Below are 16,473 nucleotides of genomic sequence, written 5' to 3'. Positions count from 1 at the left end.
ACGCGCCACAGCCCCAGGAGCGACGGTACGCGTCACGACCCGCAGCGGCCGGGCGCTACGACGCCACCCTCACCGGCAGCGACCGCATCGCCTCGCGCAGCGCGGTCGCGAACTCCTCGAACTCGCCGCCCCGCGCCGACCCCGACCGCATCGCGAGGGCGATGCGGCGCGAGGGCGCCGGGTCGGCGAACCAGCCGGTGTGCAGCCGGCCCGCACGGCCCGTCTCCACGTCGACCGCGGTGCGCGGGAGCAGCGTGACCCCGAGGCCGCCCGCGACCAGCTGGACCAGCGTGGCCAGGCCGGCGGCCGTCGTGGTCACGGGGGCGCCGTCCGTGCGGCCGGCCTCGCGGCAGATGTCCAGGGCCTGGTCGCGCAGGCAGTGACCCTCGTCGAGCAGCAGCAGATGCAGTTCGCGCAGCGCCTCGCGGGGGATGTCGTGGCGGCCGCCGAGCCAGTGGTCCTCGGGCGTGACCAAAACGAAGTCCTCGTCGAAGAGGGGGAGTTCGGTGACTCCCGGCACCCCCAGCGGCACCGCGAGCAGCAGCAGGTCGAGCCGCCCGGCGGACAGCCCGTCCAGCAGGGAGGACGTCTGCTCCTCGTGGACTTGGAGGTCCAGATCCGGGTACCGCTCGTGCACCAGTTTCAGCACCGCCGGCAGCAGGTACGGCGCGACCGTCGGGATCACCCCGAGCCGGAGCACACCCGTGAACGGGGCCCGTACCGCTTCCGCCTCCTCCATCAGCAGACCGACCGCGTCCAGCACGGCCTTGGCCCGCACCGCGAGCCGTTCACCCGCCGGGGAGAGGAGCACCCTGCGGGTCGTACGCTCGAGAAGCTGGACACCCAGTGCCTCCTCGAGGGCCGAGACCGCGCCCGAGAGCGCGGGCTGACTCATCCCGATTGCTGACGCCGCGTCCCGGAAGTGCAGATGCTCGGCCACAGCGGCGAAGGCGCGCAGCTGCGCGAGACTCGGCTGTTTGACCCTATTTACAGACGCCACTGATAAGTACCTCCGATCGCGATGACCGAGTCTAGCTATTTCCGCGATCAATGCACCCTGTGCCACTATCAAGATCCGTCCAACCCCGCCGGATGACCCCAAAAGGGAAATCCTGTTTTGCAAGGAGAGCGCGTGCTCACTGTCGGTGACCAGTTCCCCACGTTCGAGCTGACCGCCTGCGTCTCGCTGGAGAGCGGCAAGGAGTTCGAGGAGATCAACCACAAGTCCTACGAGGGCAAGTGGAAGGTCGTGTTCGCGTGGCCCAAGGACTTCACCTTCGTCTGCCCGACCGAGATCGCCGCGTTCGGCAAGCTGAACGACGAGTTCGCCGACCGTGACGCCCAGATCCTCGGCTTCTCCGGCGACTCCGAGTTCGTCCACCACGCCTGGCGCAAGGACCACGACGACCTGCGTGACCTGCCCTTCCCGATGATGGCCGACTCGAAGCACGAGCTGATGCGGGACCTCGGCATCGAGGGCGAGGACGGCTTCGCGCAGCGCGCCGTCTTCATCGTCGACCCGAACAACGAGATCCAGTTCACCATGGTGACCGCCGGCTCCGTCGGCCGTAACCCCAAGGAGGTCCTGCGGGTGCTGGACGCCCTGCAGACCGACGAGCTGTGCCCGTGCAACTGGAGCAAGGGCGAGAACACCCTCGACCCCGTCGCCCTGCTGGCCGGTGAGTGACCGATGGCCCTCGACGAGCTGAAGGCCGCCGTACCGGACTACGCCAAGGACCTGAAGCTGAACCTCGGCTCGGTCATCGGCAACAGCGAGCTTCCGCAGCAGCAGCTGTGGGGCACCGTGCTGGCCTGCGCGATCGCCTCGCGTTCGCCGCGGGTGCTGCGTGAGCTGGAGCCGGAGGCGAAGGCCAACCTCAAGCCGGAGGCGTACACCGCCGCCAAGTCGGCCGCCGCGATCATGGCGATGAACAACGTCTTCTACCGGACCCGGCACCTGCTGTCGGACCCGGAGTACGGGACGCTGCGCGCCGGTCTGCGGATGAACGTCATCGGCAACCCCGGTGTGGAGAAGGTCGACTTCGAGCTGTGGTCGCTCGCCGTCTCCGCCATCAACGGCTGCGGCCAGTGCCTCGACTCGCACGAGCAGGTGCTGCGCAAGGCCGGTGTGGACCGCGAGACGATCCAGGAGGCCGTCAAGATCGCCGCGGTGATCCAGGCCGTGGGCGCGACGCTCGACGCCGAGGCCGTCATCGCCGAGTAGCGGCCGCAATCAGCCGCACAGGGCCGTGAAGGGGCCCGCCGACCCGTCCCGGGTCCGGCGGGCCCCTTCCTCGTGCGGCGTGCGCGTACAGCACGCGTGTACGACATGCGGCGTACGTCAGCTCTTCAGCTTCGCCATCAGCGCCCTCATGTCCTCGACCAGTATCGGCTCGAGCTCGGACACATCGGTCAGCGCCTCTCCCGACTCCGGGTCCCAGTCGCTGCCGACGGTCAGGGTCAGCACCGCCTGCCCGTCCAGCACGTGCAGCGTGGCCGAACCGCCGCCCGGCTCGTCGTGGACGAACGCCCGCTCCCCCAGGCCGTCGATCCGCCGCAGACCGGTCTCCGCCTCCTCGTCACCGCCGCCGTCGCTGCGGGCGACGACCCAGCCGTCGAACTCGGGCCCGGGGTCGGTCCTCTTGTGCAGCGTGTAGCTCACCGAGGCATGGGGCAGCGAGCCCAGCTCGTTCCCCTCCTCGTCCGTCTCCACCACGTACCCGGTCGGCTTCAGGTCGGTGTAGCACCATGCCTCGTCGAGGCTCTCGTGCTCGTTGCCCCACGCGGAGCCCTCACCCACGCGCTTGCCCAGCGTCGCCGTCAGGGCCTTGAACTCCGCCTCGGCGCAGAGGTTGCGGCTCGTCCGGTAGCCGCCGAGGTCCGGGTCCCGGGACGTGTACACATACAGTCCGGCCGCCCACACCGCCGAGGCCACGACAGCGCCGCCGAGAGCCCACAGCCACGCGGGGCGCGACGGGCGGGCGGCGGCGGGGCCGTCGCCGGCCGACACCACGTCGTCGGGCGACGGCTGCTGCTCCGGCAGTTCGGCCGCGCCGAAATGCCCGTCGGGAACCATCTCGGGTTCGGAGATCACTGCTGCTCCTCCTGCCCCGGGGGCTGAGCGGGCGCCTCCTGCGCGGGCGTGGTGGCCGCGTCCAGGGAGGTGGAACCGTGCGGCGGCGGCGACCGGCGCAGCGCCTGCTCCCTGCCGTACACGTTGAGATAGCCGACCACCGTGTTGGTCACGGCCACCAGCGGTACCGCCACCACCGCACCGCCGATACCGGCGACCAGGCCACCGGACGCGACGGCCAGGACCACGGCGAGCGGGTGCACCCGCACCGCGCGGCCCAGGATGAACGGCTGCAGCACATGTCCCTCGATCTGCTGTACGGCGAGGACCACGACCAGCACCATCAGCGCGGTGAACACGCCCTGGGTGACCAGGGCGACGACGACCGCGAGAGCACCCGAGACCACCGCACCGACGAGCGGGATGAAGGCGAAGAGGAAGATGAACACGGCCAGTGGCACGGCCAGCGGCACGTCGAGGAAGTACAGCCCGAGGCCGATGAAGATCGCGTCGATCAGCGCGACTATCACCGTGCCCCGCACGTACGCGGTCAGTGTGCTCCAGGCCCGCGGACCGGCGCCCGCGACGCCCGGACGGGCCTGCGCCGGGACGAGCTTCAGCATCCACTGCCACACCCGCTTGCCGTCGTACAGCAGGAACAGCGTGGAGAACATCGCCAGCAGTATCCCGGTGAGCACCTCGACCATCACGCTCACGCCCTGCAGACCGGCGGAGGTGATCTCCTCCGTGTTGGTGCCGATCGTCTCGCTGAGGTTCTCCGCGATGTCGTTGATCTGACTCTCTGTCACATGGAACGGGCTGTCGAGCAGCCAGCGCTTGAGCTCGTCGATGCCGTCCCTGACCCGGTCGGAGAGAATGTCGAGGTTCTCCATGACCTGCCAGACCACGAACCAGCCGACCAGCCCCATGACGACGAAGCCGAGGATCGCCGTCACCGCCGTGGCGAGTCCCCGCGGCAGACCGAGCCGGCGCAGCCTGGTGACCGTCGGCTGCAGCATCGCGGTGACCAGCAGGGCCGCCACGAACGCCAGCACGACCAGCTGCACGGCGCTGATGACCGTCATCAACACCCAGAGCGTGCCCGCCAGTACGAGCAGCCGCCAGCCCGCCTCCGCCGCGACCCGCATGCCCCACGGGATCACGGCGGCCGGGTCGGGCTTCGCCGCCACGGCGGGTGCGTACGAAGGCGGCGGCGGGACGCTCTCCCGGGGCTGCACGGGGCCGGACTGATCACCCTCGGTGACCGCCGCGCCCTCGATGTCGGCCATGCCCTCGGCGTCCGCCGCACCCTCGTTGCGGCGCTCTTCCAAGCGCTCTCCCATCCGGGTCAGCCCGGCACCCACTCGGCCGAGCCATCCTGGAACCTTCGACATGATGCTTCCTCTTCCCCCACCGCTCTCCCCCTGCGCCTCAGCGGCGCGGGTGGTGCCCCACCGGGGGTGTCGGATCCTGACCGTACACGCACGGAGCCCCTCACCGTAGGACGGTGAGGGGCTCCGGAAAGTTGAGTGCCCGGCCGGACCGGTACCCGACTAGTACCAGTGGTTCGCCTGCCAGAACGACCAGGCACCGCAGGGGCTGCCGTAGCGGCTGTCCATGTAGTTCAGGCCCCACTTGATCTGGGTGGCCGGGTTGGTCTGCCAGTCGGCGCCGGCCGACGACATCTTGGAGCCCGGCAGGGCCTGGACGAGACCGTACGCACCGGAAGACGGGTTCTGCGCCCGGTAGTTCCAGCTCGACTCGTGGTCGACGATGTTGCTGAAGCACTGGAACTGGTCGGCGGGCACCATCTGGCGCGCCATCGCCTGCACCTGGGCGATCGTGTACGACGCCTGCGCGGAGAAGCTGGACGCGTCACGGACCGCGTCGCGGTTGGCCCGCGCCTCGGCCTCCTCGCGCTCCTTCGCCGCACGCTCGTCGGCGGCCGCCTTCTTGGCCTCAGCGGTCTTGGCGGCCTGCAGACGGGCCGACTCCTCAGCGGCCTTCTTCGCGGACGCGTCCGCGGCGGCTGCCTGGGCGTCGGCCTGCTGCGCCAGGGACGACACCTGGATCTGGGCCTGCTCGCCCATGGGAATGTCCGCGAGGAGCGTCGTGTCGGCAGCGGTCGCCTCGAGGTTGTCGCCCGAGGGCTGAGTGTTGCCCGACGCGACGCCGACGACGGCGCCGACGGTGGTGACCGCAGTCGCCGAGGCGACTGCGAATCCCCGGACCGAGATCCGGCTCACACGGTTTCCTTCCAGCATGCCCGCTTAGGTGACCTCGCGAGCGCAATCGTGCCCCTGGCGCTGGCCTCCCACTGCTTGGGTCACGGGAGGCACGGACCCGGTGGGCAACTCCACGGGGGAGCTGCCGCGTTGTACTCGCGGGCGGCATACGACAGACAAGTCTTGAGTTGTGTGTTGCTGTGCACCGGTTGTGGTGCGGGTGTGTCGCATGCGGGGCCTGACGGAAGCAAGACTCTGCCGGAAGCCGATGCCGCAAGGCAATTCTTCGTTGCGTGTGAAAGCTCACACCCAGTTCACACCAGGGCTTTTGGGGGAAACGGCGGACAGCGCGACGCCGCCCGGCTACGCTCGTGCGTTTCGCCGGGCGGCGTCAACCAGCTTGCCCCTTTTGCCGGATAGGCCGAATGCGCCTATCGGATCAAATGTGTCCGTCCTCCAGCATTTCGGTCACCAGTGCGGCGATCTGAGAACGCTCGGAACGCGTGAGAGTGACATGCGCGAACAGCGGATGCCCCTTCAGTTTCTCGACCACGGCGACCACTCCGTCGTACCGGCCGACCCGCAGATTGTCCCGCTGTGCCACGTCATGCGTGAGAACGACCCGGGAATTCGCCCCCACCCGGGACAGAACCGTCAGCAGTACGTTCCGCTCCAGCGACTGGGCCTCGTCGACGATGACGAACGCGTCGTGGAGGGAACGGCCCCGGATGTGGGTGAGCGGCAGAACCTCCAGCATGCCGCGGTTCAGGACCTCCTCGATGACCTCACGGCCGGCCACCGCGGACAGCGTGTCGAAGACCGCCTGCGCCCACGGGCTCATCTTCTCGGCCTCGGTACCCGGCAGATAGCCCAGCTCCTGCCCGCCCACCGCGTACAACGGCCGGAAGACCATCACCTTCTGATGCTGTCTGCGCTCGAGAACCGCCTCCAGGCCCGCACACAGCGCCAGCGCCGACTTGCCGGTACCGGCTCGGCCGCCGAGCGAGACGATGCCGACCTCCTGGTCGAGAAGCAGATCCAGCGCGATGCGCTGCTCGGCGCTGCGGCCGTGGATGCCGAACACCTCACGGTCGCCGCGCACCAGACGGACGTTGCCCTCCGCCGTGATACGGCCCAGCGCCTTGCCGCGCTCCGACTGCAGCACCAGACCGGTGTGCACGGGGAACTCGGCCACCTCCGGCACGTACAACGTCTCCTCCCCGTACAGCAGGTCGACCTGCTCGGCGGAGAGCGCCACCTCCGACATACCGGTCCAGCCCGTGTCGGTGATGGCGAGCTCCGCGCGGTACTCCTCCGCGAGCAGGCCGACCGAGGACGCCTTGATGCGCAGCGGCAGATCCTTGGACACGACCGTCACGTCGTACCCCTCCGCCTGGAGATTGCGCGCGACCGCCAGAATCCGCGAGTCGTTGTCCCCCAGCCTGAAGCCGGCCGGCAGCACGCCGGGATCCGAGTGGTTGAGCTCGACGCGGAGCGTGCCACCGAGGTCGCCGATCGGCAGCGGCGCGTCGAGACGCCCGTACCGGACACGGAAGTCGTCCAGCAGGCGCAGCGCCTGACGGGCGAAGTACCCGAGCTCCGGATGGTGCCTCTTGGCCTCCAGCTCCGTGACCACGACGACGGGCAGCACGACCTCGTGCTCGTCGAAGCGGCTCATGGCGTTCGGATCCGCCAGCAGGACGCTGGTGTCGAGAACATAGGTGCGCCTGTCGTTCATACGGCGCTTTGTGCTGTTCACCACGGAAGGACGTACCCCCTCGGACGAGGTCGGGGTGCGACGGCGTCGCGGGCCATGGGTCCACCCGCCGAAGCGGGAGACGGGCCGGGCTCAGGCCACGATGCGCGGGCCGAGCACCGGCCCTCCGCGTGGTCCGCACCGCTGGTGCAGTCCTTCGTGTGCAAAGGGCCTCCCGGGTGAGCGGTGTCGGCCGCTCACTGAGATACGACGTTCGTGGATCGGACGTCGACCTGCATGGGGTATTCCCTCGAACAAGTGCGGCCATGCCAAGGAGGCGGGGACGCTGCGGTGAACAGGGCGTGACGGGGCGGAGCCGTTTCCCCTCCCCGCCCCTTCGCGAAACCGGGGGCTCCGCCCCCCGGACCCCCGCGCCTCGAACTCCCCCTACGGCCCGGCGGCCGTGGGTGGGGGCACCTCCCACGCCGCCAGGCGTAGGGGGAGGAGCCCGGTTTCGGGAAGGGGCGGGGAAGGGGCAAGCCCGCCGCAGGCGCCACCCGGTCGCGTACTCAAGCGTCAGCCGTTCAGGCGCCAGCCGTTCAGGCGTCAGCCGTCAGGCGCCGTAGCGCCGATGCCTCGCCGCGTAGTCCCGCAGCGCACGCAAGAAGTCGACCTTCCGGAACGCCGGCCAGAAGACCTCGCAGAAGTAGTACTCCGAGTGCGCGCTCTGCCAGAGCATGAAGCCCGAAAGCCGCTGCTCCCCGCTCGTGCGGATCACCAGATCGGGATCCGGCTGCCCCCGCGTGTACAGGTGCTCCGAGATGTGCTCGACATCGATCGTCTCGGCGAGCTCCTCGAAGCTCGTGCCCTTCTCCGCGTGCTCCAGCAGCAGCGACCGCACCGCGTCGGCGATCTCCTGGCGGCCGCCGTAGCCGACGGCGACGTTGACCAGTATTCCGGGCACGTCCGCCGTGGCCTGCTCGGCTTCCTTCAGCACGGTCTGCGTGTGCGCGGGCAGCAGGTCCAGCGTGCCCACGTGGTGCACGCGCCAGCGCCCGTCGGCCGCCAGGTTGCGCACCGTGTTCTCGATGATGCCGAGAAGCGGGGTGAGCTCTTCCGCCGGCCGGTCGAAATTATCCGTGGAGAGGAGCCAGAGCGTGACGACCTCGACGTCCGTCTCCGCGCACCAGCCCAGCAGCTCGGAGATCTTGTCGGCACCGGCCTGGTGTCCCTGTGCGGCCGTACCACCCGACGCCTTGGCCCAGCGGCGGTTGCCGTCGAGGATCACACCGATGTGCTTGGGCACCTGGGCGTGGTCGAGGCGGCCTTCCACCCGGCGTGCGTAGAGCCCGTACACCAGGTCGCGCAGGTTCACTGTTCTTAACACCCCTCCGTGCGGCAGTCCCCCGAAGCCGCAACAGTACTGCGGCCCGGTCACAGCGGCCCAACCCGGTGTGTCACAAGTCCGTGATAAGGAGAGAAGCGTGACTGATTCCCCTTACTACCTGGCTGCCGGCGACCGCTACGAGGCCATGGAGTACCGCCGCTCCGGCCGCTCCGGCCTCAAATTGCCGGCGCTCTCGCTCGGCCTCTGGCACAACTTCGGCGACGACCGGAGCCTCGTCTCCCAGCGGGCGATCCTGCGCCGCGCCTTCGACCTGGGGGTGACCCACTTCGACCTGGCGAACAACTACGGACCGCCGCCCGGGTCCGCCGAGCTGAACTTCGGCAAGATCTTCGCGCAGGACTTCGCCCCGTACCGGGACGAGCTGATCGTCTCGACCAAGGCCGGCTATCTGATGCACCCCGGCCCGTACGGCGAGTGGGGCTCGCGGAAGTACCTGCTCTCCTCCCTTGACGCGTCCCTGAAGCGCATGGGGCTCGACTACGTCGACATTTTCTACTCGCACCGCTTCGACCCCCACACTCCGCTCGAGGAGACGATGGGAGCGCTCGCATCCGCGGTCCAGCAGGGCAAGGCGCTGTACGTGGGCGTGTCCTCCTACAACGCGGAGCAGACCGAGCAGGCGGCCCTGCTGCTGAAGGAGATGGGCGTCCCCGCCCTCATCCACCAGCCCTCCTACTCGATGATCAACCGCTGGATCGAGAACGACGGCCTCCTCGACACGCTGGAGAACGCCGGTATGGGCTGCATCTCCTTCGTGCCGCTGGCACAGGGCCTGCTCACAAACAAATATCTGAAGGGCATCCCCGAGGGTTCGCGCGCCACGCAGGGCAAATCGCTCGACCCGAACCTGCTCTCCGACGAGGTGCTGCGCCGGCTGCGCGGTCTCGGCGACATCGCCGCGCGCCGCAGTCAGTCGCTGGCGCAACTCGCGATCGCGTGGGTGCTGCGCGACCCGCGGATGACGTCGGCGCTGATCGGCGCGTCGAGCGTGCAGCAGCTGGAGGAGAACGTCGGGGCGCTGGCCGGGCCGCCGCTCACGGACGCGGAGCTGGAGGAGATCGACACCTTCGCCGTGGACACGCAGGGCACCAACATCTGGGCCGGCCGCAGCTGACCCTCCCCCGCTACGCAGGCGGGGAAAAGAAAACGGGCCGGTCCGTGGGGGGGATACGGACCGGCCCGAGGGGGGGTTTCCACCATAACCCTTCGTAAGCGGTGGCGAGTGCCACGCCATGCCGGAAGTCGCCGTCGAATTCGTCGTCGAGGCACGAGGGACGGTGCGGCACCGGGCCCGATGCCCGGGAGTCGTACCCCCACGGGGGACGCGGAGCACGAGGCGCAACGTTGACGAACGCAGTGACGCTCCGTCAAATGCCCGATCCCGGCACCGCTTTGCTCATAGCGGTCAACTGCTGACCTAGCCCCTACCTTCCCTCCCATGGCGACGACCGACGTGACGTGGACACGGGCGAACGCCCGACGACTGGCCCGCCAGGGCCTGACGGCCCCGAAGGCCCCGGACCTCGACTCCCCCGCCCAGGTCGCCGGGGCGATGCTCGGTGCCCACGCGCAGGTGCTGTCCGCGGCGGAACTGTCGGTCGCGCTGCGGCTGCCGGCCGGTACGACCCGGACGGACCTACGCGAGGCACTGTGGGCGGACCGGGCCCTGACCAAGACGTACGGCCCCCGTGGCACCGTCCATCTGCTGCCCACGGCGGATCTTCCGATGTGGACGGGCGCCCTGTCCTCGGTCCCCGCCGGGCCGAACCCGTGGCGGGAGGACGTACGGATGACGCCGGAGCAGACGGACGAGGTCGTCGCGGCCATCCGTGACGCCTTGGCCGGCGAGCCGCTGACCGTCGACGAGCTGACGGACGCGATCGTCGACCGCACGGGCCCGTGGGCCGGCGACCGGGTCATGGAGGCCTTCCAGGACAAGTGGCCGCGCTGGCGGCAGGCCGCCCACACGGCAGCCCACCGCGGCGCCCTCGCGTTCGGCCCGAACCGCGGCCGCAAGGTCACGTACACCGGCCCCGGCGTCACGCCGATGGACGGGCGTCCCGCGGTCGAGGCCCTCGTACGGCAATACCTGCACGCTTACGGCCCCGCCACGCCCGCGCACTTCGCCCAGTGGCTGGCGGCGCCGAAGGCATGGGCGGGCGGGGTGTTCAAGGACCTGGCGGCCGCCGGCCGTATCGAGGAGGTCGCCTTCGACGGTACGGCGGCCTGGGTCGCCTCCGGCGACGGCGCCTTCCCGGATGCCGCCCCGCCGCCCGGCGTTCGCCTCCTCGCCTACTTCGACGCATACGTGATCGCCTGCCGGCCCCGCGAACGGCTCTTCGCCGGCGACGCGTACGGCCGGGCCCTGGGCGGCGGCCAGGCGGGGAACTTCCCGGTGGTACTGGTGGACGGGACCGTCGCCGGCGTCTGGCACCAGCGCCGCTCGGGCGGACGCATCACAGTGACGGTGGAACCGATCGGCACCGCCCTCGACTCCGTAAGGGCCCGGACCGAGCTGGCCGCCGAGGTCGGCCGGGTCGCGGAAGCGCTCGAGGGCCGGGCCGAGCTCACCGTGGGCCGGGTGGCGGTGGGACCGCACGCCTGACCGGGCCGGCCGGGCGTCACCGCACGGCGAGGGCCCCGAGCAGCAGACCCAGCCAGGCCCCGGACATCATGAACGGCCCGAACGGAATCGCGCTCCTGCGCCCGGCCCGGCGCAGGGCGATCAGCCCCAGCCCGTACAGCGAGCCGAGCAGGAACCCGGCGAACGCACCGGCGAACAGCACCGCCCAGCCGTACCAGCCGAGAACGACGCCCAGCGAGAGGGCGAGCTTCACATCCCCGAAGCCCATGCCGTCGGGGTGGATCAGGAACAGTACGAAGTACGCCGCCCCGAGCACCGGCCCGCCGAGCAGCGCGGTCGTCCACGAACCCCCCGCGCCCGGCACGAGTGCGGCGGCACCGAGCAGCATCACCGCCCCCGCTGCCAGCGGCAGCGTCACGTGGTCCGGCAGCCTGCGCACCTTCACGTCAACGAGCGCGAGCAGTACGGCGAAGGGCGCCAGCACCAGCCAGACCGCCAGCTCGGGCCGCGCACCGGCCGCCACGGCGAGGGCGGCGCACACGGCCGCGGTGACCAGGGGCGCCGCGAACCTGGCCGGCAGCGGCGCCGGGCAGCACGCCCCGCCGACCCACCCGCCGTAGGGGTGCCCTGCCGGGCACTCCCCGCGCCACGCCTCCCCCGGCTCGACGGACAGCCGGTACACCGCCCGCGGACACAACCACCCGGCCCCGGCCCCCCAAAGGGCGGCGACGACCACCAACGCTGCTTCCACGCCCCTGACCCTAGGCCGACCGGGCGATACCGTGAACGCCATGAGGCGGACGCGGCGTTGGCGTAACGGCACAGGCACGTTGACGGCCGACGGCCTGGACGTCGCCCGCGTCGAGATCGCCGCCACGTACCGGACCCGCCGCCGGGGCCTCCTCGGCCGGGACGGCATCGACGGCGCAATGCTCCTCACCCCGTGCAACAGCGTCCACACGATCGGCATGCGCTTCCCGATCGACGTCGCCTACCTGGACGGGACGTTGCGCGTCCTCACCATCAGGACCATGCCCCCGGGCCGCGTGGGCCTGCCCCGGCTCCGGGCCCGTCACGTCCTGGAGGCGGAAGCGGGTGCGCTGGCGGGGTGGGGGGTGCGAGCCGGTACCGCCCTGACCGTCGCGCCCTCGGATGCAGGCTCGCAGGGGCACCGCAGGTGTTGCTGACATCTTCGTCCCATAACCTCGTGCCTGGTGACGACGGATGCCACCTGAATCCACGCCAAGGAGGCGATCATGATCGGAAGGGGCACGCGGTTGCTCGCGGGCGCCCTGATCGTGGCCTGCCTGGCGCTCGTCGGCCCCAGCGCACCGAAGGGTGCCCTCTTCGCCAGGTCACTGCCCGTCGAAGCCGTCAGGGACATCGTCTGGAACCGGGTCATGACGTGGAACATCTGCAACCCCTGCGACGAGAGCGACGCCGACCGGGCAGCCGAGATCGCCACGTATGCGCCCCAGGTCATCGGCCTGCAAGAAGCGTGCGTGCGTGACGTCGAGAGGATCCGGGACCATCTGGAGAGCCGTTACGGACTCGTGTACCACGTCGAGTACGGGACGGTTCTCCGGAACTGGAACCGCTGCGGCGGAGTACCGTGGAGTCCGGGAGCCTACGGCCAGGCGATTCTCGCGGCGGCACCGATGACGGACCGCGTCAAGGTGGAATACCCCGACGGAGGATCCGAAGACCGGGGGTACGTGGCAGTCACCACCATGGTGGGCGGCCGGGCCGTCCGGGTCTTCAACACACACCTCGCCGAGCGACGTCAAGAAGCAGTCCGAGCACACCAGGTCGACGTACTCGCCGAAGAAGTCGCCCGGTACGACCGCGCGATCGTTCTCGGCGACTTCAACGCCGTGCCGGACGCTCCCGAACTCACCGGGATCCAGGCACTGACCGTGAATGCGGACCCCCGGTGCCGTCCCTCGCCCGCCGGCACCTGCGAGCCGACCACCGACTGGCAGAGCAGGTTCGACTACGTCTTCCTGCGAGGCATCGTCCCGCTCGCGCACGGTGTGCATCCCAGCCCGTACTCGGACCACCACCTGCTGCACGCCGACCTGGCCCCCACCGCGTAGGGCTTTGTCATGTGCCCCTTGCCGCGGTGGGCGTCCGGCGGTTCGCCGCCGGCCCGAGGGCTAGCTGCCGGCCGCGCCCGGCGGGGACAACATGACAGAGATCTGGAGATCAAGGCCGGCAGCGGACCACCTGCTGCAGCAGTCGTACGGGGCGGTCACTCCCGGGGGAACGACACCTCCACTCGGCGGTTCTTGCGGCGGCCCTCCTCCGAGGTGTTGCTCGCGATCGGGTAGTCCTCGCCGTAACCCCGGATCTCGTAGGTGATGCCCTCGCCGCTCAGTTGCTGCGAGAGCACGCTGTGCACCGCGTCCGCGCGCTCCTTGGAGAGCTTGTCGCCGTGCTCCTCGGAACCGAGGTCGTCGGTGAAACCGAAGACGCGGATCTTCTTGGCGCTCTGGTTCTTGATCTCGGCGGCGATGGCGGCGATACGGGACGCCGCCTCGCCCGAGAGCTTCGCACTGTCCTTGCCGAACAGCACCTCCGCCTGAAGCGCGAACTTGACGTCCGAGTTCGTCTCCTCGCGGCGCTCCTCGCCGCTGATGTCCTCGACGACGGACTTGATGTCGATGACCTTCGGCTCGGCGAGCGTCGCGCCCTCCGGGAGCTTGAGGTCCGAGTCCCTGGCGTCGATCTTGACCGGCGCCTCGGCGGGCGGCGCCGCGTACGGGCCGTCGTCGGCGAAGGCGTCGCCCGGGGCGAGAAGGGTGAGGGAGAGCACGCCTGCGAGAACGGCGGCGGTGGTCCCGGACCGGGTCGCGTTCCTGGTCGTGGTGGGCTTCATGACAGCTCGATCGTGGTGCTGGGGAAACCGGGGAACTGGAGGGCGACCTGTGTGGTGTCGGCGGGCGGCGCGGGGAACTGGGCGAAGAAGGAAAGGGTGTCCCCCGCCTTGATGAGATTCCCGTACGCGTAGGTCGTGAGCGGCCGATTGTCGGTGTCCCGAAGTACGTAGTAGCGCTTCTTGCCCTTCGAGTCGACCAGTGTCATGGCAGCGAGTGAATTGCCCGTGGATGCCACGGCCTGCTCCAGACCGTTCCAGTTGACGGGGACCGTGAAGCCCACGGAGCTGGTGTTCTTGAACTGCCCATCCACTGTGAGAAAGCCACCGTCATCGCGTCTGGCCGAGAAGACCGACATCTCCAGCCCCTTGTCTCCCTTGACCGTCGCGACGGGTTCACTCGGCGCGGCGCTGGGGGCGGTGTCGGACGCAGCGGCGCTCTTGTCGTGCTCGTTCGAGCCGGCAGGTGCTGATGACGAAGCTCCTCTCGACTCCGCCTCGTCGCCATCACCGCCGCACGCTGCGAGAGTGAAGATCAAGACGGAGGACAGCAAGCCGGCTGCCGCGGCCCGGCGCATGGTGCTCATGTGCCGCATGCTCATCAATCCTGTTCCTTTGCGCTCATCGGGCTCAGTCCTCGGCCAGTCGGACGGTGAAAAGGTCTGCCATGTCCGGCAGCAGATCCAGGTTCTCGGGGTCGATGTCCCAGTCCTGGGCGTCACAACGAAGCTTGCCGGGGGAGGGCTTCTCCTTGTCGTCCTCGGCTTCCTCGTTCTCCTCATCGGGTTCCGGTGCTTCGCTCTCCTCGGGCATGAAGGTGCAGCGTGGTTCGATCACGGCCGTGGCCGTCGCCATGGCGTGCTTGCTGCCGGTGCCGTCGATGACGCTGTTGCCCATCGACTCGCGGGACTTGACGTCGACGGTGAAGCCCCAGCGGCCGTCGTTCAGCGGCACGCAGTCCTGGTACCCGGCCACCGCGTCGTTCCTGGCCGCGAAATCCACGGCCCGCATGCATCCGTCCGGAGTGTCGGCGGGCACCTGACCGCCGAAGACCGCCTCCAGGTCGTCGATGACGTCCACCAGCTCCAGGTCGTCCCTCGACTGCTTGGCCGCGGCCAGGGCGGCCGCGTCAGCCGCTGTCTGCGCGCCGTTGCGGGTCACATCGGCCTGCCCGAAGGCGAGGTAGACGAGGACAAGGAAGAGCAGCCCGACAACCGCCGCCATGTAGATCGGTGTTGCCTGGCCGCGATCACCGGCGATCGAGACCGTCAGCCTCCGCCTCCTGCGCCCCCGCCACCCCCGCCGAGCACCGAATTGATTTTTTCCCGGAAGGTGTTGGCGATGTCGTTGCCGACGTTCGTCTGAAGCAGCAGCACCACGATCGCCACCACCAGGATCGTGATCCCCACGTACTCGATCGACCCCTGCCCCCGATCCCCGCGCAGGTGTCTGCGGAGCCTCGTCGCAGCAGCCGTGACCCCGAGCAGGCCGAAGTTCTTCATGGCGTACCCCTCGTTCCCCTTTGACGGACCGCTCGTTCATGTCGGTCCGGCCTCCTCCGCCGCTGATCACTCCACGGAGTCCCCCGGCTACACCGGGGCCCCGGAGGAAATCTCCCACATTCGCTTGCGTGAGCGAAGAGACTTGGGCCAATCATCGTCAAGTCGACACCCCGTCATGCCTCCTCATCACTCGTCATCCCCCGAAGATCGCGCCGAAGTCGACGTCGGCCGCGTAGTAGAAGCCCGCCACAATCAGGATCATCGTCCCGGGCAGCATGAAGCTCGTGACGATCAGCGTCGCCTTCGGGACCGCCTTCGCCGCCTTCCGCCGGGCGTTCTGGGCGTCGGTGCGGCGCATGTCGTTGGCGATCTGGATGAGGGTGTCGACGATGGGGGCGCCCAGTTCCTCACCCTGTTGCAGCGCGGAGACGAACATCGACACCTGGTCCGACTCGTTGCGGCGCCGCAGTTGTTCGAAGGCTTCGCGGCGGCCCATGCCCATGTCCATCTGGCGCAGGGTGATGCGCAGTTCGTCGGACCAGGGGCCGTCGTACTTCTCCGCGACGCGTTCCAGGGCCTGGCGGAAGCCGAGGCCGGCGGAGACGACGACCGCGAGGACGTCGAGGAAGTCCGGCAGCGTGCGTTCGATGTCGTCTCGGCGGCGGGCGATGGCGGCGCGCAGCAGGACGTCCGTCCAGAACAGGCCGTAGAGAAGGAAGAGGACCGCGAAGACGACGTGCCCGTTCATCAGCATGCCGAAGGCGACGAGCGTGCCGAGGAACCCGTACACGGCGCGGCGGGCCGCGTAGCGGTCGACCGTCAGGCCGCCGGGGTTGCCGGCCATGTCGAGCCGGCGGCGGACGCGGTCGACCTGGCGCGGGCCCATGAGTCTCAGTACCGAGGGCGCCCAGCGCATGCCGAGGCGGTCGATGGCCATGCCGGGGTAGCTGGTGCGGGTGGCGCCGATTTCGAGGGCCACGGCGAGGTCACCGGGGAGCTTGGCCTCCGCCCGGTACATGCGGATGCCGTGGAAGACGCCGCAGACGGCCAGGCCGAGCACGGCGGCCAGGGCGAGTCCGAGCATGTGTGCCTCCTCCTTCCGGGTTCCGG

General features: G+C 69.7%; 18 protein-coding genes. 6 read left to right on the top strand and 12 right to left on the bottom strand.

Annotated features, from left to right (window positions below; translation table 11 throughout):
* Positions 1-55: 55 nt before the first annotated feature.
* Positions 56-1,000: a LysR substrate-binding domain-containing protein gene (locus OGH68_RS23580; RefSeq protein ID WP_264246957.1), complete on the bottom strand. Its 945-nt coding sequence runs from the start codon at positions 998-1,000 to the stop codon at positions 56-58.
* Positions 1,001-1,132: 132 nt separating this feature from the next.
* On the opposite strand from OGH68_RS23580, the gene OGH68_RS23575 reads away from it, so the two are divergent.
* Together OGH68_RS23575 and OGH68_RS23570 are read left to right on the top strand one after the other, a co-directional pair.
* Positions 1,133-1,687, top strand: coding sequence for a peroxiredoxin (locus OGH68_RS23575; RefSeq protein ID WP_264246956.1), 555 nt, complete (start codon positions 1,133-1,135; stop codon positions 1,685-1,687).
* A gap of 3 nt (positions 1,688-1,690) precedes the next feature.
* Positions 1,691-2,224 (top strand): alkyl hydroperoxide reductase, encoded by a 534-nt coding sequence (locus tag OGH68_RS23570; protein WP_264246955.1) that lies wholly within the window; start codon positions 1,691-1,693, stop codon positions 2,222-2,224.
* A 117-nt stretch (positions 2,225-2,341) separates the two neighbouring features.
* Here OGH68_RS23570 and OGH68_RS23565 read toward each other — a convergent pair whose 3' ends face one another.
* The 5 genes from OGH68_RS23565 to OGH68_RS23545 all read right to left on the bottom strand — a co-directional run bounded on the left by OGH68_RS23565 (position 2,342) and on the right by OGH68_RS23545 (position 8,369).
* On the bottom strand, positions 2,342-3,094 hold the full coding sequence (locus OGH68_RS23565; RefSeq protein WP_264246954.1) for a hypothetical protein: 753 nt from the start codon (positions 3,092-3,094) through the stop codon (positions 2,342-2,344).
* A complete protein-coding gene (locus tag OGH68_RS23560; RefSeq protein ID WP_264246953.1) occupies positions 3,091-4,467 on the bottom strand; it encodes an AI-2E family transporter in 1,377 nt (458 codons plus the stop codon). The genes OGH68_RS23565 and OGH68_RS23560 overlap by 4 nt, the downstream gene beginning before the upstream one ends.
* 159 nt (positions 4,468-4,626) lie before the next feature.
* Entirely contained in the window at positions 4,627-5,319 is a 693-nt protein-coding gene (locus OGH68_RS23555) for a lytic transglycosylase domain-containing protein (RefSeq protein WP_264246952.1), read from the bottom strand.
* A 418-nt stretch (positions 5,320-5,737) separates the two neighbouring features.
* Positions 5,738-7,060, bottom strand: coding sequence for a PhoH family protein (locus OGH68_RS23550; protein WP_264246951.1), 1,323 nt, complete (start codon positions 7,058-7,060; stop codon positions 5,738-5,740).
* Positions 7,061-7,607: 547 nt separating this feature from the next.
* Positions 7,608-8,369, bottom strand: coding sequence for an isoprenyl transferase (locus tag OGH68_RS23545; protein ID WP_264250239.1), 762 nt, complete (start codon positions 8,367-8,369; stop codon positions 7,608-7,610).
* A gap of 109 nt (positions 8,370-8,478) precedes the next feature.
* Between OGH68_RS23545 and mgrA the strand changes: the two genes are divergently transcribed.
* Together mgrA and OGH68_RS23535 are read left to right on the top strand one after the other, a co-directional pair.
* The gene (gene mgrA / locus OGH68_RS23540; RefSeq protein WP_264246950.1) at positions 8,479-9,516 is read left to right on the top strand and encodes an L-glyceraldehyde 3-phosphate reductase; all 1,038 of its coding nucleotides are present in this window, start codon (positions 8,479-8,481) and stop codon (positions 9,514-9,516) included.
* Positions 9,517-9,840: 324 nt separating this feature from the next.
* A complete protein-coding gene (locus OGH68_RS23535; RefSeq protein ID WP_264246949.1) occupies positions 9,841-11,007 on the top strand; it encodes a winged helix DNA-binding domain-containing protein in 1,167 nt (388 codons plus the stop codon).
* 16 nt (positions 11,008-11,023) lie between these two features.
* Here the strand turns inward: OGH68_RS23535 and OGH68_RS23530 are convergent, their stop codons facing one another.
* Positions 11,024-11,737 carry an A24 family peptidase gene (locus OGH68_RS23530; RefSeq protein ID WP_264246948.1) on the bottom strand — a complete coding sequence of 238 codons (714 nt, stop codon included), beginning with the start codon at positions 11,735-11,737 and terminating at the stop codon, positions 11,024-11,026.
* Positions 11,738-11,777: 40 nt separating this feature from the next.
* Between OGH68_RS23530 and OGH68_RS23525 the strand changes: the two genes are divergently transcribed.
* Positions 11,778-12,173, top strand: coding sequence for a DUF192 domain-containing protein (locus OGH68_RS23525; protein ID WP_264246947.1), 396 nt, complete (start codon positions 11,778-11,780; stop codon positions 12,171-12,173).
* Between the two features lie 69 nt (positions 12,174-12,242).
* Complete coding sequence (locus OGH68_RS23520) at positions 12,243-13,082, top strand: endonuclease/exonuclease/phosphatase family protein (RefSeq protein ID WP_264246946.1); 840 nt, start codon at positions 12,243-12,245, stop codon at positions 13,080-13,082.
* 155 nt (positions 13,083-13,237) lie between these two features.
* On the opposite strand, the gene OGH68_RS23515 is transcribed toward OGH68_RS23520, so the two are convergent.
* The 5 genes from OGH68_RS23515 to OGH68_RS23495 all read right to left on the bottom strand — a co-directional run bounded on the left by OGH68_RS23515 (position 13,238) and on the right by OGH68_RS23495 (position 16,447).
* Positions 13,238-13,864: an OmpA family protein gene (locus tag OGH68_RS23515; RefSeq protein ID WP_264246945.1), complete on the bottom strand. Its 627-nt coding sequence runs from the start codon at positions 13,862-13,864 to the stop codon at positions 13,238-13,240.
* Positions 13,861-14,463 carry a hypothetical protein gene (locus OGH68_RS23510; protein ID WP_264246944.1) on the bottom strand — a complete coding sequence of 201 codons (603 nt, stop codon included), beginning with the start codon at positions 14,461-14,463 and terminating at the stop codon, positions 13,861-13,863. The genes OGH68_RS23515 and OGH68_RS23510 overlap by 4 nt, the downstream gene beginning before the upstream one ends.
* A 28-nt stretch (positions 14,464-14,491) precedes the next feature.
* Positions 14,492-15,121 (bottom strand): pilus assembly protein TadG-related protein, encoded by a 630-nt coding sequence (locus OGH68_RS23505; RefSeq protein WP_264250238.1) that lies wholly within the window; start codon positions 15,119-15,121, stop codon positions 14,492-14,494.
* 8 nt (positions 15,122-15,129) lie between these two features.
* Positions 15,130-15,363 (bottom strand): hypothetical protein, encoded by a 234-nt coding sequence (locus OGH68_RS23500; RefSeq protein ID WP_264250236.1) that lies wholly within the window; start codon positions 15,361-15,363, stop codon positions 15,130-15,132.
* Positions 15,364-15,556: 193 nt separating this feature from the next.
* Positions 15,557-16,447: a type II secretion system F family protein gene (locus OGH68_RS23495; protein ID WP_264246943.1), complete on the bottom strand. Its 891-nt coding sequence runs from the start codon at positions 16,445-16,447 to the stop codon at positions 15,557-15,559.
* Positions 16,448-16,473 lie beyond the last annotated feature (26 nt).

This window comes from Streptomyces peucetius, from assembly GCF_025854275.1.
Lineage (GTDB): Bacteria > Actinomycetota > Actinomycetes > Streptomycetales > Streptomycetaceae > Streptomyces > Streptomyces peucetius_A.
Note: the sequence above shows the minus strand (reverse complement) of the source record. Positions and strands in the feature narration are given on the sequence as shown.